Raw genomic sequence first — 19,114 nt, forward strand, 5'->3', positions numbered from 1 at the left:
CATCAACGACACTTTTCCCAGGGGACGCACCTGTGACTACCACCCAATCCGATTCCAGTTCGCCGCCCAACTGCCCCCCCCTCGAGCAGGCAGTGGTTCGCCTGATCCAGGACCTGACCTTCGACCAGCTCGATGCGCCGGCGCATGCCGGCGTCAGCCGGCTCATGCGCGACCAGCTCGCGCTGCAGGTCGGCACCTCGCAGATGCCCTGGTCGCACCAGGTGCTGGCATTCGCCATTGCCCAGCAACGCCCCGGGCGCAGCCGGGTGGCCGCCAGCACCGCCACCATGAGTGCGGCGGACGCCGCCTTCGTCAATGGCGCTTATGGTCATGGCTTCGAGTACGACGACGCCCACGGCGCCAGCGCTAGCCACCCCGGCAGCTGCGTGATTCCCGCGGCGCTCGCGATCGGCGAGGAACTGGGCTCGACCCTGGAGGAGGTCATCACCGCGATCGTGGCCGGCTACGAGGTCTACACCCGGATCGGCGTGCTGGCGGCGCCGGACCTGCTCAAGCGCGGCTATCACCCGCATGCCGTACTGTCCAGCTTCGGCGCCGCGGCAGTCTCGGCCAAGTTGCGCAGGTTCGATGCGGAAACCACCCTGCACGCGCTCTCCATCGCGCTGAGCCATGCGGCCGGCACCACCGAGTACACCTCCACCGGCGGCTCGGTCAAGCGCGTGCACGCTGGCATCGGCACGCGCAGCGGCATGGTCTCGGCCGACATGGCACAGGTCGGCATCACCGGGCCGCGCGCCTTCCTGAGCGGCAACAAAGGATTCTTCCGCACCCTCCTGCAGCGTGGCCCGGGCGATCGGGCCGAGGAGCGGTTCCGTCTCGACCAGCCGTTCGAGATCGGCACGGTCTGGCTCAAGGCGTACTGTGCCTGCTATTGCACCCATGCATATATCGACGCAATCCGCCCGTTCGCGGCGCGCCGCGCCGACATTGCTGATATCCAGGCCCGCATCCATCCCGCCTTCAACGTGGTCGTCGGCACCGCCAACGCCAATGCGTATGAGCCGAAGAACATCGAGCACGTCCAGTTCAGCCTGCCGACACAGATGGCATTTGCCGTGCTCGGCATGGGCAATGGCTACAAGGTGCACCGCGACTACCTGGACGGCAAGCTCGACATGGGCCCCGTGAAGGAAGTCGCGCGCGGCATCGGCATTACGGAAGCACCGGAACTCGAGCAGCGCTACCCCGGCAAGTTCGTCGCCGATGTCACGGTGACCTTCCGCGATGGCTCGTCCGAGCATGTCTTCGTAGAGGACCCGATTGGCTCGCTGGCCAACCCCATGTCGGAGGCAGAGCAGGACGCGAAGTTCATGGAGCTGACGGTTGACGTGCTCGGCGAAGACCGGGCGCAGACGCTGCTGGCCACGCTCAGGAAGATGGATCCGCGCCTCAAGACCGCAGACTTGGTGGCATTGACGCACTGAGGAATGACACTAGGCAGGACGCGCGCCGACACGGCCCAGCGTGCCAGGTCGGCCGCTCATGATAGTCAGGAGATAGCAATGCAGCAGCACCCCGTCAGCCGCCCGTCCGGCAGCGACGTCGACACCTTCACAAGATTGATGTCCGAGCGCTTCACGTGCCGCGCATACCTGGACAAAGCCGTGCCCGACGCGGTGATCCGAAGCATCGTCAACGTTGCCAAGAAGAGCGCATCCTGGTGCAACGTGCAGCCCTGGCACCTGGTCATCGGCTCGCAGGCGACCACGGAGCAGTTTCGCAATGCGCTGCTCGAGCACGCCGCCAGCTCACCCGAAGTCGATTCGGACCTGCCCTTCCCGGAAGAATATCGCGGCGTCCACGCGCGACGCAGACAGGAAACGGGTTACCGGCTCTATGAAGCGCTGGGCATCGAGCGCCACGACCGCGAGCGCCGCGCTAGCCAGGGCTTCGAGAATTTCCGGCTGTTCGGGGCGCCGCATGTGGCCATCGTCACGATGGCTGCGGATCTGGGGCCGTACGCGGCTGTCGATTGCGGCGGGTTTATCGCTTCGCTCCTGCTGGCCGCGCACGCGCACGGTATTGCCACCACGCCGCAGGGGGCGCTGGCACGGCACGCCAGGTTTGTGCGCTCCCATTTTGGCATCGGCGACGACCGCAAGATGATCTGCGCGATTTCGTTTGGCTACGCGGATCCCGATCATGCGGCGAACAGCTTCAGGACGAGCCGGGCGCCTGACGAAGAGATTATGCGGTTGGTGTAACTACCGGCGTTTTCGTGATAAAGCAAGCGAGCCGACCTGGTCGGCTCGTTCTCTTTGTCGGAGACTTATCGGCCGGCTTTCAGCCAGTTTTTGACTTGGCCTCCGTCAGCGCCACCAACTTCTTCCACCGCTCCAGTTCAGCCGGCGCACTGGCGCGAACCGCGGCGGCATCCGCTATATCGACCTCCAGCCCCTGCCCGATGCAGTAAGACTTAAAAGCGGGCGTCGCAGCCGCCGCAGTCATTGCCCTGGACAGCTGCGAGACGATGGCAGGCGGCGTGCCATGTGGAGCCATGACCCAGATCGGCGAGATCAGCTCATAGCCCTTCAGGCCAGCCTCGTCCATCGTCACGACACCCGAAAGCTGGCTCGAACGCTGCAGGCTGGTGACTGCCAGCACGCGCAATCGTCCCGCCTTGATCAGAGCCAGCGACGAGGCCACGCCCCCGAAACCGACGTCGACCTGGCCGCTCGCCGTATCGACCGCGACCTGCGCCGGCCCCTTGTACGGGACGTGGATCATCTCAATGCCGGCCATGCTGCTCATCAGCGCCGCCGCCATGTGCGACGTGGTGCCATTTCCGGAAGACCCGAAGGACACGCTCCCGGGCTTGCGCTTCGCCGCCGCGATGACGTCCTTGACCGTGCGGAACTGCGAATTTGCCGCGGTAGTCAGCAGCAGTGCGGACATGCCCAGCCGCGCGATCGGCTCGAAGTCCCTGACCGCATCGTATGGCGTCTTCTCGACCCACTGGTTCGAATAGTGCGCGGCATACGTGCACAGCAACGTGTAGCCGTCCGGTGCCGCCTTGGCCACGAAATCCGTGCCGATGATCCCGCTCGCGCCAAGGCGGTTCTCCACGACAAACGCAGAGCCCAGGGCCTGCGTCAGCACGGCGCTCATATAACGCGCCACGACATCGCTGCCCGAGCCAGGGCTGACGGGCACGATGATTCGCACCGGGCGGGAGGGATAGGCCTGGGCGAGCACCGAAGCCGGGAACGATGCCGGGATGGCCGCCAGCGCCGGCAGCGACTGCAGGAAGGTGCGGCGCTTCATCATTGCGCTGCTCCATTCTGGATGCGGCCGGCGGCCGCCAGGTTGTCGAGCTCTTCCTTGGAGAGCCATTGCGCCAGTGCCAGCGCCGCGTTCTCCGGCGTTGCCGCAGCGGGGGGAGCCGGATCGGCCGGGCGCGTACGCGAAAAGCGCGGCGCCGGGCGCGGCTGCATCACGCCATCGACCTCGACAAAGGTGCCGCGCGCCTTCAGGTGCGGATGTTCAAACGCCTCTTCCTGGTCGAGCACGGGCGCAAAGCACACGTCGCTGCCTTCGAGCAGCTCTGTCCACTGCGCGCGCGTCCGCGTCCTGAACTGCGCCGCAAACACGCGGCGTGCGGTTGGCCAGTCAGTGCGATCTGCCTGCTTGCCCAGCGCGGACGGGTCCAACTCCAGTCGTTCAAGCAACTGTTGATAGAACTTGGACTCGATCGGGCCGATCGACACGTATTTACCGTCGGCGCACTCGTAGACATCGTAGAAAGGCGCCCCCGAATCCAGCAGGTTGGTGCCTCGTTCCGGTCCGGTCAGGCCCGCAGCCCGTAGCCCGGTATGTACGGCCAGCAGCGACGCCACGCCATCGACGATCGCTGCGTCGACCACCTGTCCTTTACCCGAGGAACGCGCCTCCAGGATCGCGCTCACGATGCCGAGTGCGGCATAGACCGAGCCGCCGGCATAGTCGCCGACGACATTGAGCGGCACCGTCGGCGGCTGGCCCTCACGCCCGATCGCGTTGAGCAGCCCGGTGATGGCGATGTAGTTGATATCGTGCCCCGCGGTCTGGGCCAGCGGCCCATCCTGGCCCCAGCCCGTCAGCCTGCCGTACACCAGCCTGGGATTGCGCGCGAGGCACACCTCAGGCCCGAGCCCGAGCCGCTCGGTGACCCCGGGGCGGAATCCCTCGATCAACCCATCTGCCTTGTCGATCAGCGTGCGAACCAGTTCCAGTTCGGCCGGGTCCTTCAAGTCGACCTGAATCGACTTTCGGTTGCGCAACACCAGATCGAACTGTAGCGGCCGCGATAGGCCCAGCCCCGACGGCTCCTTCCGGTCGACGCGGATGATCGTCGCGCCAAGGTCTGCAAGCAACATGGCGCAAAAGGGAGCCGGCCCGATGCCCGCCAGCTCCACGATGCGCACTCCAGCAAGTGGTCCCACGATGGTCTCCTGATAGCTATGCCCGGTTTCCGCGCGCCAACTGTAATGAGCGCGAGAGCGGTCAGTACTGCACCGGGGGGCGATCTGCCTGACTCAGGCTCGCCGATGCTCCCCGCGCGTACTTCCGCCGCATACCAATCGTGCGCGCCCTCCCCCCGGAACTCAACTCGCCAGCCCGTGCCGTTCCGTGCTTTGAGAGGCGGGCCTGCGCCTGCTCTCAAAGCACGGAACGGCACACCAGCGCCAATTGCCCAGCCCGCCGGCCGCGCCTATCGTCGAAAGCATAAGAGAGGAGACATTATGTTCGGCAGAAGGAATTTCCTGAAATCACTGGCATCACTAGCTGCGGTCGCCTGCGCGCCGTCGGCCTTTGCGCAGCAATATCCGTCGCGGCCGATTCGAATTGTCGTGCCGGCCTCTCCAGGCACGGCGGTGGACATTACTGCGCGATTCATGGCCGAGGCACTGGCAGAGAGCCTGAAAACCCCCGTCCTGGTGGACAACCGTGCCGGCGCTGGCGGGCTCATCGGCACGGACGCCGTGGCCAAGGCTCCCGCTGACGGCTACACGCTGCTGTTCGCCGGTGTTCCCCACCTCACCACGCGATGGTTTGCCGCCGGGCCTGTCACGTTTGACCCGGTCAAGGACTTCGCGCCGATTGCCAAAGTGAGCAGTTCCGCGCTGGCGATCGTGGTCAGAGCCGACTCGCCTTACAAGACCTTGGACGACCTGATCGCCGCCATGAAGCGCAAGCCGGGCGAGATCACGTACTCATCTGGGGGGGCGGGCAGCACGTCTCATCTCTGCTCGGTGATGCTGAATGACCTGACGAAAACGCGGGCCAAGCATATCCCTTACAAGGGCAACGGGCCAGCTGTGACCGACGTCATGGCCGGCCAAGTGGACTTCACCTGCCAGGGCGCGCCGAGCGTGGTGCCGATGATCAAGGCGGGCAAGCTGCGCGGCCTCGCCGTCACCAGCGCCGGGCGCTGGAGTGAGATCCCGGAAGTTCCGACTGCCGCGCAAGCCGGCGTGCCGGGCTTCCAGGTCTCGTCGTGGATCGGCGCGCTGGCGCCTGCAGCAGCGCCGGCGCCGATTGTGGAACGCTTGTCCGAGGAACTGGTTCGAATCGCCCAGTCGCCCGAGTTCAAGGCGTTCTGTGCTCATCAGTCGATGTACGTCGATATCGCGGATCGCCGCCAGTTTCTCACTGCATTTCCGAAGGAGGATGCGCACTGGAAGCGCATCGCGCAGCTGTCGAAGGAATCCTGAGCTCGCGGGCTTCTCCCTCCCCAAAATTCAAAGTACGGGACAAACCGCGTTGCTCACTTGGCGCGGCTGTACGACCTCAAGTGAAATGGTTTCCGGCGGCTATCCGACGAGTGTGCGGCTGCGCCAAGCATAAACAATATCCAGGAGACAAAGACCATGTGCCTAGAACGCCTTCTTTCGCTGCGCCTAGCTAGCCTCGCGGCCCTTGCCGCCTGCGCTGTCGCGCAGGCCCAAGCCCAGGAAATCCCGATAATGTCCATCCAGTCGGTGACCGGCGCGGCTGCCTTCGCTGGCGCGAGCTACCAGAACGGCATCCGCCTGGCAGTCGACGAAGCCAACAGGAAGGGCGTGCTCGGCAGCGCCAGGATCAAGCTGATCGAACGCGACAACGCGAGCGACAAGGGGCAGGCCATCAACCTGGCCAACCAGGCGATCGACCGGGAGCGGGTGGTGCTGTCACTCGGGCCCTCGGCGACTTCCGACTCCGTCGGCGCGGCACCGGTCTTTAATGACAAGCGCACTCCCATGATGTCGATGGCCAGCTCGGACGCCATCATCGCCCCCGGACCGTGGGTGTTCAAGTTCCAGCAGAGCGCGACTGATATCAGCCCGCGGATGGCAAAGTACGTGCTCGAGAAGACGCCGGTGCGCAAGGTCGCGATGGTGTACGACCGCGGCAACGAAGCTCTGATCGAGTACAAGAATTACTTCCGCGACCCGTTCAAGGCGGGGGGCGGAACGGTGGTGGCCGAAGAAGCGGTCGTCACCAGCGACACCAACTTCCTGCCGCTGGTGACGAAGCTCAAGGCCATGGACCTCGATGCGGTGTATCTCGCCACCTATTCCGAGCAGAGCGCCAACATCATCCTCCAGCTGCGCCAGGCCGGCTTGCCGGAGAAGGTGCGCTTCATCGGCACTATCGCACTCGTCACCCCGCGCTTCCTGAACATCGTCGGCAAGGCAGCCGAAGGCACGCTGGCCGTGTCGGAGTTCGTCAACGGCATGGACCTGCCGCTGAACAAGGCCTTCGAGGCTGCCTACAAGGCGCGCTACAACGCCGAGCCTGATGGCTGGGCCGCGACCGGTTACTCGTCCGTCCAGGTCGCGCTCGCAGCGCTCAGGAATGCGGGGGCAAATCCCGACCGGCAGAAGGTGCGCGACGCCTTGATGACGGTGCGCGACGTGCCGGTCGTGGTCGGCTCGGGTAGCTGGAACCACAGCGATCGCCGCCCCAGGTACGGCAGCATCGTGCTCGTAGTCAAGGACGGCAAGTTCGTCCAGGCTGACAGGTGAGACGCCGTGCTGATCCAACAACTTCTCAACGGCCTGGTCATGGGCAGCACGTACGCCGTGTTCGCGCTCGGGTTCACCTTGCTGTTCGGGGTGAACCACATCATGAATATGGCCTACGGCTCCCTGTTCATGTGGGGCAGCTTCGCCGGCCTCTACGCCGCCACCCTGTTCAAGGCACCCTTTTTTGTATCGATGCTGGTTGGCATGCTGGCCGGCGGTGTACTGTCCATCGCGCTTGACCTGGTGGCATTCCGCCCCCTGCGTCGCCGACATGCGCCCGACTTCTCCTACATCCTGGCCTCGATCGGCGCTAGCCTGGTAATGCTGGCGCTCGCGCAGAAGGTGTCCAACACGTCGGTGATGCAGTTTCCCGAAGGGACGTTCCCCATCGTCGTGTATGAGTTCCTGGGACTGCAGATCCAGCTGCTGCAGATCATCATCGTCGGCGCCGGCATGGTGATCGTCGCTGGCCTGGTCTACGCGCTGTACGGCACCGGCATGGGACGCAGGATTCGCTGCGTCGCCTATTCGGAAGCTACCGCGCGGCTATTGGGCATCAATGCCGAGTGGGTCAACGCACAGGTGTTCTTTATCTCCGGCGCCCTGGCGGGCCTTGCAGGCGTGCTGATCGGCGTGGCCTTCAACTCGGTCCACTTCATGATGGGCGAGTCCTTCCTGATGCGGGCCTTCGTCGTCATCATCGTCGGCGGCCTCGGGAGCATTCCCGGCGCCCTGGCAGGCGGGATCCTGATCGGTGTGGTCCAGTCGCTGGCCTATGCCTATATCTCGTCGGCCGCCGCCGACGGTATCGCCTTCGTGGTGCTGTTTCTCATCATCCTGATCCGCCCGACCGGCCTGTTCGGCCAGGCCAGCGCGGTCGTGCGGGTGCAGCGCGTATGATTGACTATCTCCTTTCCTACCAGTCGGTCCTCGACCACATCCTGATCTATTCGCTGCTGGCCATGAGCCAGGCGATCGCACTGCGTGCCGGCACGTTCTCGATCGGGTCGGCCGCGTTTGCCGCCATCGGGGCGTACACCACCGCCATCCTCGTCACTCGCCTGGGCTGGTGGCCCCCGTTGGCGATGGCGAGCGGCGTTGCCCTGGCCGGCGGCATCAGCCTGATGATGGCGTTCCCGTTGTCGCGCCTGCGCGGCGTATTCCAGGCGGTGGCGACGCTGGCGCTGGTGCAGGTGATCGTCACGGTGGCCATGAACTGGGACGACGTGACGCGCGGCGCGCTGGGCATCACCGGCATTCCCAAGGCAGCGACCACAGGCTGGCTGATCCTGATCGTGGCCATGGCCATGGCGCTGGTGCACACGCTGAGCCGCTTCAGCCTGGGGCGGGCGATGGACGTGATCCGGCAGGACGAGACGGTCGCGGTGTCGCTCGGCATCTCGGTGGCTTACCACCAGCGCCTGGCCATGACGCTCTCCGGCCTGCTGGCGGGCCTGGCCGGTGCACTGTCGGCCTGCAATGCCTACGCCGTCAATCCGGAAGATTTCGGCTTCCACATGCTGGTGCAAGCGCTCGCCATGGCGGTGCTCGGCGGCCAGACCTCCCTGTGGGGGCCACTGGTCGGCGCCACCGTGCTGACGCTGCTGCCCGAGCTGTTCCGAGTCTTCGAGGAATTCCGCGATGTGGCCCAGGGCGCGCTGCTGATGCTGATCATCATCTACCTGCCGCACGGCATCGCCGATACGCTGGCCGGACTCGCGCATGACCGCCGCGTAAAGCGCGTGGCGGCGCAGGGTGCGCGGACAGCTTCCCAACAAACGGGAGGAGCAGGCGCATGAACCCGACGATCAACCCCATGCTCAGGCTCGATGAGGTCGCACGCAGCTTCGGCGGTGTCCCGGCGCTGAGCGGACTGAGCCTGTCCGCCGCGCCCGGCACCATCACGGGCCTGATCGGGCCCAACGGCGCCGGCAAATCGACGGTGGTGAACCTGGTGATGGGCCTGCTGCACCTTTCCTCCGGCCGGGTGCTGCTGGATGGCCGGGATGTCTCCACCATGGAGGCGTCCCAGCTGGCACGCGCCGGTGTGGCGCGGACCTTCCAGAACATCCGCCTGGTGCCGCAGGCGACGGTGCTCGACAACGTGCTGGCCGGATTCCACCGGCACCAGACCACCGGCTTCTGGGCCAACCTGCTGGGCCTGCGCGCGGCGCGCGCGGAGACGGCCGCGCACCGCGCCGAGGCCATAGCCCTGCTCGAACGCTTCGGCATGGCCAAACTTGCGCAGCACCGGGCCGGCAACCTCTCCTACGGGCACCAGCGACGTATCGAGATGATGCGCGCGCTGGCGATGAAGCCGCGCCTGTTGCTGCTGGACGAGCCCGTGGCCGGCATGAACGACGTCGAGGCGGCCAGCCTCGGCCGCATCTTCCAGGAGGTGGCGGCCGAAGGCGTGGCGGTGCTGCTGATCGAGCACAACATGCGCTTCATGACGCAGGTCTGCTCCTACCTGTACGTGCTCGCGTCCGGGCGCGAGATCGCCGAGGGTCAGCCCGAGGCGGTCCTGCAAGACCCAGTCGTGATGCAAGCCTATCTGGGGACCTGAATGACGAGCCATCCACCTCCCATTGCCGCGCCGGAGGCCGTTCCTGGCCAGGCCGGCGCCGACGCCCTGTCGATCACGAACCTTGAAGTGCACTATCGCGGCATCACCGCGTTGCGCGGCGTCTCGCTCACGGTACGGCGCGGCGAGATCTTCACGCTGATCGGCCCCAACGGGGCTGGCAAATCCAGCTTGGTCAATGCGATCTGCGGCATCGTGCCCGGCTCCGGCTCGATCCGCTTCGACGGCAGCCCGCTCGATGCCCTGCCCGCGCACCGGCGCTCGCGCCTGGGCGTGATCCAGGTGCCCGAGGGACGCCGCGTCATCGCACCGCTGTCCGTGATGGACAACCTGCTGCTGGGCTGCGAGGCGGCCGGAGTGCGTGGCGGCGACTTCGAGGCCGACCTGCAACGGGTCTTCGAGCTGTTCCCGATCCTTGCCGAACGCCGCAACCAGGCCTCCGGCACCATGTCCGGCGGGCAGCAGCAAATGCTCGCCATCGGCCGCGCGCTGATGGGACATCCGCATGTGCTGCTGCTCGACGAGCCGAGCCTGGGCCTGGCGCCCGTGATCGTCGCCGACGTGTTCCGCGCGGTGAAGCGGCTCAATGCGCAGGGCATGACGATCCTGCTGGTGGAACAGAACGCCCGCCTGGCGCTGGAGACTGCCCACCGGGCCGCAGTGCTGGAACAGGGGCGCATCGTCCGGCAGGGCATGGCGGCCGACCTGGCCAACGACCCCGTGATCGCGGACCACTACTTCGGCCAGGCGGCCGCAACCTGAAGCGAAACGAATCATGAGAAAGATGACTGTCCTGCTGAAAGGCCTGACGCATACCGAAGGTGCCCGCTGGCACCAAGGGCGCTTCTGGTTCAGTGACCTGTACACCTACCGCGTGTACTCCGTGAAAGAGGACGGGTCGGACCTGCGCACCGAACTGGAGGTGCCCGGTTGCCCGTCCGGGACTGGCTGGTTGCCGGATGGACGGTTGCTGGCGGTGTCGATGCACGATCGCAAGCTGCTGCGCCGCGAGCATGACGGCACGGTCGTCACGCACGCAGACCTGTCTGCGCACCTTGAGTTCGAACCGAATGACATGGTGGTGGACCGCAACGGCCGCGCCTGGGTCGGAAACCTGGGGTTCGACGTCATGAACCTCGCCCCGCGCCGGCCCGCGCGGCTGGTACGCGTGGATCCGGACGGCTCGGTAACCGCGGTGAGCGAACCGCTGCATTTCCCGAACGGCTCGGTCGTGATGGACGGCGGCCGCACGCTCGTCGTCGCCGAGTCGTTTGGCAACCGCATGTCGGCTTTCGATATCCGGCCTGACGGGACCCTGTCCGGGCGCCGGGACTGGGCGCGCTTTGGCGCGGTGCCCGAGAACCCTGATCCGATCCAGGCGATGGCCGAGATCGTGGTGGCGCCCGATGGCATCGCGCAGGCGGACGCCGAGGGTGCGATCTGGGTTGCCGACTTTATCAGGACGCGCGCGATCCGTGTGCTTCCGGGCGGTGAGATCGTCGACGAGGTTTCGACGGGCGACCTCAACTGCTATGCCTGTGCCTTGGGCGGCGAGGACGGGCACACGCTGTTCCTGTGCGCCACGCCGGCTGAGTTCAATCCGGAGATCCGCAGGAACCATCCGCTGAGCCAGGTGTTGTCAACCCGGGTGGACGTGCCCGTCGCCTGATGGCGTTGCATCGGCCGGATCCCGCAGGGATGCCGGGTACATCTGCCAACCCGAATGTAGCGATCGTACGATCGCCCCGAAGACAAGGAGTGCAATATGGGAAATGAAACAGCAACGGCAACCGCCGCGGCCAACAAGGCCGACACGGGACTGGCCAGGGCACTGGCGTGGATCGGCTCGGGACCCAAGCGCCTGCTCATTGGCGGGCGGTGGGTAGAGGCGGCATCCGGCAAGACCTTCGAGGTCATCAACCCGTCCACGGAAGAACTGCTTTGCCATGTGGCGGAAGCCGACAGTGCCGATATCGATGCGGCGGTGGCCGCGGCGCGCCACGCCTTCGACAACTCATCCTGGGTCGGCATGTCGCCGCACGCGCGCACCCGTGCGTTGCTGCGTATCGCCGATCAGATCGATCGGCACGCCGACGAGCTTGCCGCGATCGAGACCCTCGATAACGGCATGCCACTGTGGTTCAGTACCGCCGTTGCCACCACGGCGGCCGACATCTTCCGCTATTACGCCGGCTGGTGTACGAAGATCCTGGGCTCCACGATTCCGTCGGATGCTTCCGGATTCGTCTATACGCTGCGCGAGCCCCTCGGCGTGTGCGGACAGATCATCCCGTGGAACGTGCCGATCCTGATGGCGTCGATCAAGCTGGCAAACGCGCTGTGCTGCGGCAACACGCTGATCCTCAAGCCCGCCGAACTGGCCTGCCTCACGTCCTTGCGGCTGGCAGAGCTGATCCAGGAGACGGACCTGCCGCCGGGTGTCATCAACATGCTGCCCGGCTTCGGCGCCACCGCCGGCGCAGCGCTGGCGCTCCACCCGGATGTCGACAAAATCGCGTTCACTGGCTCCACGGCGATCGGCAAGCAGATTGTGCAGGCCTCCACCTCGAACCTGAAGAAGGTGACGCTGGAACTCGGCGGCAAATCGCCGAACGTCGTCTTCGCCGACGCGGATCTCGACAAGGCCGTCCAGGCCGCGGTCAAGACCTTTTGCGGCAATTCCGGCCAGGTGTGTTCGGCGGGTACCCGGTTGTTCGTCCATGAAAGCGTGCATGACGAAGTTTCGGAACGCGTCACCCGCCTGGCCGCCACCTACACGGTAGGCGATCCGCTGGCGCCGGACACCAAGCTCGGCCCGCTGATCTCGGCCAAACAGCGCGACCGGGTGCTGTCCTATATCGAGGCCGGCCAGGCGGGCGGCGCCTCGCTGCAACTGGGCGGCTCTCAGTGGAGCGGCGGCGGCTACTTCGTCGCGCCGGCCGTGTTCGATGGCGTGACCAACGGCATGCGCATCGCGCAGGAGGAAATCTTCGGGCCCGTCCTCTCCATCATCCCGTTCCGGGACGAAGACGACGCCGTCTTCAAGGGCAACGACACCACATACGGCCTCTCCGCGGCCGTATGGACGCGCGATGTTGCGCGGGCGCACAAGGTGGCGCGCGCGCTCAAGGCCGGGCGCGTATGGATCAACACCTATGGCGAGGCCGATCCCGCCATGCCTTTCGGCGGCTACAAGCAATCCGGATGGGGGCGCGAATTCGGCCAGGAATCCATCGACGCCTATACCCAGGTCAAGGCTGTGATGCTGAGGATGTAAGCGGCACGGGCGCGGGGGCAAGCCCCCTGCCCTTCACAAGAATATTTCAGGAGACATTGCATGAGCAGCACGACATACGGCGTGCAGACGCCGGCGTTCGTCGGCGGCACCAAACGCCTCTTTATTGGCGGCGCATGGGTGCCAGCCGCATCCGGCAAGGCCTTTGACACGGTCAATCCAGCCACTGGCGAAGTCATTGCGCGCCTGGCGCAGGCGGACCAGGCCGACATCGACCGGGCCGTCACCGCGGCGCGCCAGGCCTTCGAGGGCCCCTGGAACCAGTGGACGCACAGCGATCGCCAGCGCCTGCTGATCCGCATCCACGACGTGGTGGAGAAGCACTTCGATGAACTGGCATTGATCGAGACGCTGGACATGGGCGCGCCGCTGGTGCGCACGCGCGGCCTCAAGTCATTCCTGCTGCAGCTGATCCTGTTCTACGCGTCGCAGACGGCCGCCGGTGGTGTGCAGACTCCGCTCAACGCGCTGCCCGGCAAGTTCGCGACGCTCAAGATCAAGGCGCCGGTGGGCGTGGTCGCCGGCATTATTCCCTGGAACGGCCCGCTGTTGAGCCAATGGTGGATTCTCGGCGCGACCCTGGCCACCGGCTGTACCGCGGTGCTCAAGCCGGCCGAGGATGCTTCGCTGAGCGCGCTGCGCATGGCCGAACTGCTGCAGGAAGCAGGCGTACCAGCGGGGGTAATCAACGTGGTGACAGGCTACGGCGGCGAAGCGGGCAGCGCCCTGGCCGAACACCCTGGCGTGGACCGCATCGCCTTCACCGGCTCACCCGAGACCGGGCGCAGGATCGTCCAGGCGTCGGCCGGCAACTTCAAGCGGGTGTCGGTGGAACTCGGCGGCAAGTCGCCCGATATCGTGTTCGATGACGCCAACCTGGACAAGGCGGTGCCGGGCGTGGCCATGGGCGTGTTCACCAACACCGGCCAGATCTGCGCCGCCGGTACGCGCGTGCTGGTGCAGCGCCGGATCTACGACGAATTCATCGAACGGCTGAAGGCCTTCAGTACCTCGCTCAAGATCGGCAACGGCCTCGATCCGCAAGTGCAGCTGGGACCGATCGTCTCGCAGCGCCAGCTCGATCGCGTGATGCACTACGTCGACGTGGGCGGCCAGGAAGGCGCAGAGCTCGCCTGTGGAGGCCGGCGCCTGGGCGGTGAGCTGGCCGCGGGCTATTTCGTCGAGCCGACCGTGTTTACGGGCGTGCACAACGACATGACCATTGCGCGCGAGGAGATCTTCGGCCCGGTCGCTTCGGTCATGCCCTTCGACACACCGGAGCAGGCACTGCGCATCGCCAACGACACCAGCTTTGGTCTGGCCGGGGGTGTCTGGACGCAGAACCTGTCCACTGCGCACAGGTTTGCGCAGGGCATCCAGGCAGGAACCATCTGGGTCAACTGCTATGGCGTGCTGGATCCACAGGTCGGTTTCGGCGGCTACAAGCTGAGTGGCTATGGCTGGAAGGGCGCCACCGAACAGGTGGACAGCTACCTCTACCAGAAGGCCGTCTACATGAATCTCGACTGAGGCCCCGGACCGGGGCGCCCGTCTGTCTGAATACCGTCTAAACGGAGAAATCTATGCGTGGTGTTGTATTCAAAGGTGATCGCAAGCTCGAAATCATGAACTTCCCCGACCCGACCCCGGGCCTGGGCGAGGTAGTGATCGAAATGAAGGCGTCTGGCATGTGCGGCAGCGACCTGCATTTCTACCGGCACGATCCCGCCGAGGTGATCCGGTCCCTGGGGTTCAAGGACCTGGCGTCGCGCGGCATCGACGAGAATGCACCGATCATCGGCGGCCATGAGCCGTGTGGCGTGGTCGCTGCAGTTGGCCCGGGCGTGAACCCGAAAGCGTTCAAGGTTGGCGATCGCGTCATGGTGTTCCACTACGAAGGCTGCAGTTTCTGCGACTCCTGCCGCACTGGGTGGACCCAGCTGTGCGATCACGGTGCCACTGTGCACGGCGTGATCGCCCACGGCGGCCATGCCGACTACATGAAGGTGCCGGTCTCGTCCCTGGTCCACCTGCCAGAAGAGGTGTCCTTCGCGGGCGGCGCGGCCATTTCCTGCGGCACGGGCACCGCTTACGGTGCGCTGCAACGGCTGGATATCAGCGCGCGCGACACCCTGGCGGTGTTCGGGCTGGGACCCGTCGGCCTGTCTGCCGCCCAACTCGCGGCCGCGATGGGCGTCGAGGTCATTGGGGTGGATATCTCGCCGGATCGCGTCAAGCAGGCTAAGGAGTTCGGGGTCGCCCATGCTATCGATGGGAGCCAGGTGGATGCCGTGGCGGAAATCCTCCGGCTCACCGGTGGCAAGGGAGTGAGCTGCGCAATGGACTGCGCGGGCAGTGAAGTGCCCAGGCAGCAGGCCGTGCGCTGCACCCGGACATGGGGGAAGGTCGCCTTGGTGGCGATCGGCGGGAATCTCAACGTCGACGCCATGAAGGACCTGATCGGCAAGCAACGGACCGTGATTGGCTCCTACACATTTTCGGAGGTCGGCATGAAGGAATGCGCCCACTTCATCGCCCGTCGTGGCGTTGAAGTGGACAAGCTGTTCACTGACCACTGGCGGCTCGAACAAGCCGAGGAGGCGTATCGTCGCTTCGACGGCCAGGCCGGGGGCAAGGGCGTATTCCTCTTCTGAGCGCGGTTACGCTCATCCATCCGGTATGCGTGCCGTCACATGGCGCGCATACCGGACGGGTTTTCGCGTTCACACGGCGGTGTAGCCACCGTCCACCGGCAGGGTCACGCCAGTGACGAACGACGCGGCATCGGACAGCAACCACATGGCAGCCTGAGCCTGTTCAATCGGCTCGCTGGCGCGACCGAGCAGGTGCAGGCCGTTGACCCTTTCCTCGTGATCGGGCTTGGTCTTCAAGTAGTGCAGGTACATCGGCGTGCGCGTCGAGGAAGGCGCGATCGCGTTGACGCGGATGTTTTGCAGGCCATAGTCGGCGGCCGCGGCTTTGGTCATGCCGGTGATCGCATGCTTGGACGCGGTGTATTCGGCCGCGCGGGCGGTGTAAATCAGGCCGTGGATCGACGAGCAGTTGACGATGGCGCCGCCGCCGGTCTTGAGCATGGCCAGAATCTCATGCTTCATGCAAAGGAACGTACCAATAACGTTGACGTCGTGGCAACGCCGGAAGTCCTCCTCGGTAAGCTCGGCCAGCAGCTTGCCGGCATTGGGTACACCGGCATTGTTGAATGCGCGATCCAGTCGGCCATAGCTTCGTACCGCCGCCTCGACCATGGCAATGACATCCGCCTCGGACGATATGTCCGTCTCGACGAACTGCGCCCGCAGGCCCTCATCAGTCAGTTCCTTTGCCAGAGCCACTCCGTTGGGACCCCGGTCCGCGATCGTCAGTAGTGCCCCGTTTGCGGCCAGCAGCCGCGCCGCGGCCTCGCCGATGCCACTGGCGCCGCCAGTGACGATGATCGATTTTCCTTCGATACCATTGATACCATTGATACCATTGATACCGTTGATACCCATCGGATTCTCCATAGATTCGATCTACAGCACTTCAGGTCTTGTTCGCCATATGACCAATACTCTGTGGTATTGACTTGCTTCGCAATCGTCTTGAAAGCCAATGTCCCGTACCTTGGAAGAAGAAGGCAGTGGCGAGCCACCAGAAGCCGGGCCTGGAGTCGCTTCGGTGACAGGTCGACAATGAACGTCGGGAAGGTCGGTATCCGTTCCGAGGGCTGCACTTCGACGCCCGGAACGGCTACGTGGGGGGGTGTTGCTTCGGGAAGGGAAACCATGAATGACGAGCCTCGCGGCTAGCCGTTCCTGCAGATGGCCGCAGCCGCATTGCCGGCGGATGCCTTCAGCGCCTGGCTCATGGGCCAGGCGCGCACCACCTGGTCGCTCAGAACGACCGCGGCAGCCCCAGCACGTGCTCCGCGACGAAGGAGTAAATCAGGTTGGTCGAGATCGGCGCCACCTGGTACAGGCGCGTCTCGCGGAACTTGCGCTCGACGTCGTATTCGCAGGCGAAGCCGAAGCCGCCATGGTACTGCAGGCAGGCGTTGCCGGCCTCCCAGCTGGCCTTGGCGGCCAGGTACTTGGCCATGTTGGCCTGGGTGCCCATGGGCTCGTGCTTGTCGAACAGTTCACAGGCCTTCCAGCGCATGAGGTTCGCGGCCTCGATCTCCATAAACGACTCGGCGATCGGGAACTGCACGCCCTGGTTCTGGCCGATGGGGCGGCCGAAGACCTCGCGTTCCTTGACGTACTTGGTCACCCGGTCCATGAACCAGTAGCCGTCGCCGATGCACTCGGCCGCGATCAGCGTGCGCTCGGCGTTCAAGCCATCCAGGATGTACTTGAAGCCCTTGCCCTCTTCACCGATCAGGTTTTCCTCCGGAATCTCCAGATCCTCGAAGAACAGCTCATTGGTCTCGTGATTGACCATGTTCGGGATGGGCCGCACAGTCAGGCCCTTCTTCTGCGCCTCGTGCAGGTCCACCATGAAGATCGACATCCCCTCGCTCTTCTTCTTCACGTCGGCCAGGGGCGTGGTGCGCGCCAGCAGGATCATGAAGTCACTGTGCTGCACGCGGCTGATCCAGACCTTCTGGCCGTTGACCACGTAGCGTCCGTCCTTTTTGACGGCGGAGGTCTTGATCTTGGTGGTGTCGGTGCCCGTGGTGGGCTCGGTCACGCCCATCGACTGCAGGCGCCATTGCCCCGAGGCGATCTTCGGCAGGTACTTTTCCTTCTGCGCCTGGGAACCGTGCCGCAGCAGCGTTCCCATGTTGTACATTTGGCCGTGGCAGGCGCCGGAGTTGCCGCCGCAGCGGTTGATTTCCTCCATGATGACCGAAGCCTCGGTCAGGCCCAGGCCGGAGCCACCGTACTCCTGCGGGATCAGGGCCGCCAGCCAGCCGGCTTCCGTAAGCGCATTGACGAACGCCTCCGGATAGGCGCGCTGCTCGTCCACCTTGCGGAAGTACTCGTCGGGAAATTCACCGCAAAGTGCGCGTACGGCATCGCGGATGTCGTGGAAGTTGTTGGATTGGGTCTGTTCGATCATGGGGAGTCTTTGGCGGTCAACATCGTTGGTCTTGCCGGGAATACCATGGGCCATCCCAGCGTGATGTGGCAATAGTCGCGGCTATCCGCCATTCGGACAATCAGCCTTTGCCAAAGCGCGCCTTCAAGCGCGCTTAAGCCCGCGTTTTCGCAATCGCCGAAGGCCGCCATTGGCATTGTCAAATAGCGCAAAACCCGCTTTGACGACATGCTTTGCACAATTTCCTGACGATCACATAGGAACAAGGACATGGCAGTCAGCTACCACCATCTCAAGCAACGTCCGTTCGCCCCCGTCCGCCAGACCTACACCGAGCGCGACACCATGCTGTATGCACTCAGCCTTGGACTGGGCAGCGATCCGCTGGACGAGGCAGCCCTGCCCTTTGTGTTCGAAGGCGCCCCCGGCGGGTTGCGCACGCTGCCGTCGCAGGCGGTGGTGCTGGGTTATCCCGGCTTCTGGGCGCGCGAGGCCGATACCGGCATCGACTGGGTCAAGCTGTTGCATGGCGAACAGCGCATGCGCCTGCACTGCCCGCTGCCGGCCAACGCAGACGTCGTCGGCCATAACCGCATCACGCACCTGACCGACAAGGGCGAAGGCAAAGGCGCCATCATGGTCACAGAACGCCGCCTGGAAACGGCCGAGGGCGAACTGCTGGCGACGGTCCAACAGGTCAGCTTCCTGCGCGGCGACGGTGGCTACAGCCAGCTCGGCGGCGGCCAGCCCAGCGACGAGCCGCTGCCGGCGCTGCGCCCGACGCCGGAAGACCGCGCGCCGGACTTCTCCGACACGCAGGCGATCCGCCCCGAGGCCGCGCTTCTGTATCGCCTGATGGGCGACTTCAACCCGCTGCACGCCAACCCGGCGGTGGCCAGGGCCGCTGGTTTCGAGCGCCCGATCCTGCACGGCCTCGCCAGCTACGGCCTGGCGGCGCATGCGCTGGTGCGCCAGTGCGCGCAGGGCGACCCCACCCGCCTGCGCGCGCTCGATATCCGCTTCACCGCGCCGGTCTTCCCCGGCGAGACCCTAGTCACCGATATCTGGCGCACGCCGGAGAACCCCAACCACTACCAGGTGCGCGCCCGCGTGGCCGAGCGCGACAAGGTCGTGCTCAGCCACGGCTGGGCCGAGATCGCCTGAGCCGGCACCCGCCCAATCCGCACA

General features: G+C 65.3%; 18 protein-coding genes. 13 read left to right on the forward strand and 5 right to left on the reverse strand.

Going from position 1 to position 19,114, the window contains the following annotated elements; translation table 11 throughout:
• Window positions 1–32 precede the first annotated feature (32 nt).
• Complete coding sequence (locus AC1RWI_RS01745) at window positions 33–1,445, forward strand: MmgE/PrpD family protein (RefSeq protein ID WP_043353947.1); 1,413 nt, start codon at window positions 33–35, stop codon at window positions 1,443–1,445.
• Window positions 1,446–1,523: 78 nt separating this feature from the next.
• Window positions 1,524–2,225, forward strand: a complete 702-nt coding sequence (locus tag AC1RWI_RS01750) for a nitroreductase (protein ID WP_492864178.1) — start codon at window positions 1,524–1,526, stop codon at window positions 2,223–2,225.
• Window positions 2,226–2,304: 79 nt separating this feature from the next.
• Here the strand turns inward: AC1RWI_RS01750 and AC1RWI_RS01755 are convergent, their stop codons facing one another.
• Both AC1RWI_RS01755 and AC1RWI_RS01760 read right to left on the reverse strand, forming a co-directional pair.
• Window positions 2,305–3,288 carry a Bug family tripartite tricarboxylate transporter substrate binding protein gene (locus AC1RWI_RS01755; RefSeq protein WP_492864180.1) on the reverse strand — a complete coding sequence of 328 codons (984 nt, stop codon included), beginning with the start codon at window positions 3,286–3,288 and terminating at the stop codon, window positions 2,305–2,307.
• Window positions 3,285–4,442, reverse strand: coding sequence for a CaiB/BaiF CoA transferase family protein (locus AC1RWI_RS01760; protein ID WP_043353940.1), 1,158 nt, complete (start codon window positions 4,440–4,442; stop codon window positions 3,285–3,287). The genes AC1RWI_RS01755 and AC1RWI_RS01760 overlap by 4 nt, the downstream gene beginning before the upstream one ends.
• Before the next feature lie 453 nt (window positions 4,443–4,895).
• On the opposite strand from AC1RWI_RS01760, the gene AC1RWI_RS01765 reads away from it, so the two are divergent.
• The 10 genes from AC1RWI_RS01765 to AC1RWI_RS01810 all read left to right on the forward strand — a co-directional run bounded on the left by AC1RWI_RS01765 (window position 4,896) and on the right by AC1RWI_RS01810 (window position 15,540).
• Window positions 4,896–5,714, forward strand: a complete 819-nt coding sequence (locus AC1RWI_RS01765) for a tripartite tricarboxylate transporter substrate binding protein (RefSeq protein ID WP_492864183.1) — start codon at window positions 4,896–4,898, stop codon at window positions 5,712–5,714.
• Window positions 5,715–5,966: 252 nt separating this feature from the next.
• Entirely contained in the window at window positions 5,967–7,007 is a 1,041-nt protein-coding gene (locus AC1RWI_RS01770) for an ABC transporter substrate-binding protein (protein WP_492864185.1), read from the forward strand.
• A gap of 6 nt (window positions 7,008–7,013) precedes the next feature.
• Window positions 7,014–7,907 (forward strand): branched-chain amino acid ABC transporter permease, encoded by an 894-nt coding sequence (locus tag AC1RWI_RS01775; protein ID WP_492864187.1) that lies wholly within the window; start codon window positions 7,014–7,016, stop codon window positions 7,905–7,907.
• Window positions 7,904–8,806 carry a branched-chain amino acid ABC transporter permease gene (locus AC1RWI_RS01780; protein WP_052494951.1) on the forward strand — a complete coding sequence of 301 codons (903 nt, stop codon included), beginning with the start codon at window positions 7,904–7,906 and terminating at the stop codon, window positions 8,804–8,806. Before AC1RWI_RS01775 ends, AC1RWI_RS01780 begins: the two co-directional genes overlap by 4 nt.
• The gene (locus tag AC1RWI_RS01785) at window positions 8,803–9,573 is read left to right on the forward strand and encodes an ABC transporter ATP-binding protein (RefSeq protein ID WP_043353933.1); all 771 of its coding nucleotides are present in this window, start codon (window positions 8,803–8,805) and stop codon (window positions 9,571–9,573) included. Before AC1RWI_RS01780 ends, AC1RWI_RS01785 begins: the two co-directional genes overlap by 4 nt.
• Window positions 9,574–10,353 (forward strand): ABC transporter ATP-binding protein, encoded by a 780-nt coding sequence (locus AC1RWI_RS01790; RefSeq protein WP_492864189.1) that lies wholly within the window; start codon window positions 9,574–9,576, stop codon window positions 10,351–10,353. It begins immediately after the preceding gene.
• A gap of 22 nt (window positions 10,354–10,375) precedes the next feature.
• Window positions 10,376–11,260, forward strand: a complete 885-nt coding sequence (locus AC1RWI_RS01795) for an SMP-30/gluconolactonase/LRE family protein (protein ID WP_043353931.1) — start codon at window positions 10,376–10,378, stop codon at window positions 11,258–11,260.
• A gap of 96 nt (window positions 11,261–11,356) precedes the next feature.
• Entirely contained in the window at window positions 11,357–12,868 is a 1,512-nt protein-coding gene (locus AC1RWI_RS01800) for an aldehyde dehydrogenase family protein (protein ID WP_492864191.1), read from the forward strand.
• Between the two features lie 60 nt (window positions 12,869–12,928).
• Window positions 12,929–14,416, forward strand: coding sequence for an aldehyde dehydrogenase family protein (locus AC1RWI_RS01805; RefSeq protein ID WP_492864193.1), 1,488 nt, complete (start codon window positions 12,929–12,931; stop codon window positions 14,414–14,416).
• Between the two features lie 53 nt (window positions 14,417–14,469).
• Window positions 14,470–15,540 carry a zinc-dependent alcohol dehydrogenase family protein gene (locus AC1RWI_RS01810; protein ID WP_492864195.1) on the forward strand — a complete coding sequence of 357 codons (1,071 nt, stop codon included), beginning with the start codon at window positions 14,470–14,472 and terminating at the stop codon, window positions 15,538–15,540.
• Between the two features lie 69 nt (window positions 15,541–15,609).
• On the opposite strand, the gene AC1RWI_RS01815 is transcribed toward AC1RWI_RS01810, so the two are convergent.
• The 3 genes from AC1RWI_RS01815 to AC1RWI_RS01825 all read right to left on the reverse strand — a co-directional run bounded on the left by AC1RWI_RS01815 (window position 15,610) and on the right by AC1RWI_RS01825 (window position 18,198).
• Window positions 15,610–16,398 carry an SDR family NAD(P)-dependent oxidoreductase gene (locus AC1RWI_RS01815; protein ID WP_492864197.1) on the reverse strand — a complete coding sequence of 263 codons (789 nt, stop codon included), beginning with the start codon at window positions 16,396–16,398 and terminating at the stop codon, window positions 15,610–15,612.
• 382 nt (window positions 16,399–16,780) lie between these two features.
• Entirely contained in the window at window positions 16,781–17,947 is a 1,167-nt protein-coding gene (locus tag AC1RWI_RS01820; protein WP_492864199.1) for an acyl-CoA dehydrogenase family protein, read from the reverse strand.
• On the reverse strand, window positions 17,944–18,198 hold the full coding sequence (locus tag AC1RWI_RS01825; protein WP_492864201.1) for a hypothetical protein: 255 nt from the start codon (window positions 18,196–18,198) through the stop codon (window positions 17,944–17,946). Before AC1RWI_RS01825 ends, AC1RWI_RS01820 begins: the two co-directional genes overlap by 4 nt.
• On the opposite strand from AC1RWI_RS01825, the gene AC1RWI_RS01830 reads away from it, so the two are divergent.
• A complete protein-coding gene (locus tag AC1RWI_RS01830) occupies window positions 18,197–19,090 on the forward strand; it encodes a MaoC/PaaZ C-terminal domain-containing protein (RefSeq protein ID WP_043353921.1) in 894 nt (297 codons plus the stop codon). The two genes, AC1RWI_RS01825 and AC1RWI_RS01830, sit on opposite strands and share 2 nt — an antisense overlap.
• Window positions 19,091–19,114: the final 24 nt, after the last annotated feature.

The organism is Cupriavidus sp. MPR-AND1C (assembly GCF_058809705.1).

Excerpts from the sequence above, each read along its gene's own strand:
- AC1RWI_RS01750 (WP_492864178.1), top strand. The coding sequence starts at position 1,524 with ATGCAGCAGCACCCCGTCAGCCGCCCGTCCGGCAGCGACGTCGACACC.
- AC1RWI_RS01755 (WP_492864180.1), bottom strand. The coding sequence starts at position 3,288 with ATGATGAAGCGCCGCACCTTCCTGCAGTCGCTGCCGGCGCTGGCGGCC.
- AC1RWI_RS01765 (WP_492864183.1), top strand. The coding sequence starts at position 4,896 with ATGGCCGAGGCACTGGCAGAGAGCCTGAAAACCCCCGTCCTGGTGGAC.
- AC1RWI_RS01770 (WP_492864185.1), top strand. The coding sequence starts at position 5,967 with ATGTCCATCCAGTCGGTGACCGGCGCGGCTGCCTTCGCTGGCGCGAGC.
- AC1RWI_RS01780 (WP_052494951.1), top strand. The coding sequence starts at position 7,904 with ATGATTGACTATCTCCTTTCCTACCAGTCGGTCCTCGACCACATCCTG.
- AC1RWI_RS01785 (WP_043353933.1), top strand. The coding sequence starts at position 8,803 with ATGAACCCGACGATCAACCCCATGCTCAGGCTCGATGAGGTCGCACGC.
- AC1RWI_RS01790 (WP_492864189.1), top strand. The coding sequence starts at position 9,574 with ATGACGAGCCATCCACCTCCCATTGCCGCGCCGGAGGCCGTTCCTGGC.
- AC1RWI_RS01795 (WP_043353931.1), top strand. The coding sequence starts at position 10,376 with ATGACTGTCCTGCTGAAAGGCCTGACGCATACCGAAGGTGCCCGCTGG.
- AC1RWI_RS01800 (WP_492864191.1), top strand. The coding sequence starts at position 11,357 with ATGGGAAATGAAACAGCAACGGCAACCGCCGCGGCCAACAAGGCCGAC.
- AC1RWI_RS01805 (WP_492864193.1), top strand. The coding sequence starts at position 12,929 with ATGAGCAGCACGACATACGGCGTGCAGACGCCGGCGTTCGTCGGCGGC.
- AC1RWI_RS01810 (WP_492864195.1), top strand. The coding sequence starts at position 14,470 with ATGCGTGGTGTTGTATTCAAAGGTGATCGCAAGCTCGAAATCATGAAC.
- AC1RWI_RS01815 (WP_492864197.1), bottom strand. The coding sequence starts at position 16,398 with ATGGGTATCAACGGTATCAATGGTATCAATGGTATCAATGGTATCGAA.
- AC1RWI_RS01820 (WP_492864199.1), bottom strand. The coding sequence starts at position 17,947 with ATGATCGAACAGACCCAATCCAACAACTTCCACGACATCCGCGATGCC.
- AC1RWI_RS01830 (WP_043353921.1), top strand. The coding sequence starts at position 18,197 with ATGGCAGTCAGCTACCACCATCTCAAGCAACGTCCGTTCGCCCCCGTC.
- AC1RWI_RS01825 (WP_492864201.1), bottom strand. The coding sequence starts at position 18,198 with ATGTCCTTGTTCCTATGTGATCGTCAGGAAATTGTGCAAAGCATGTCG.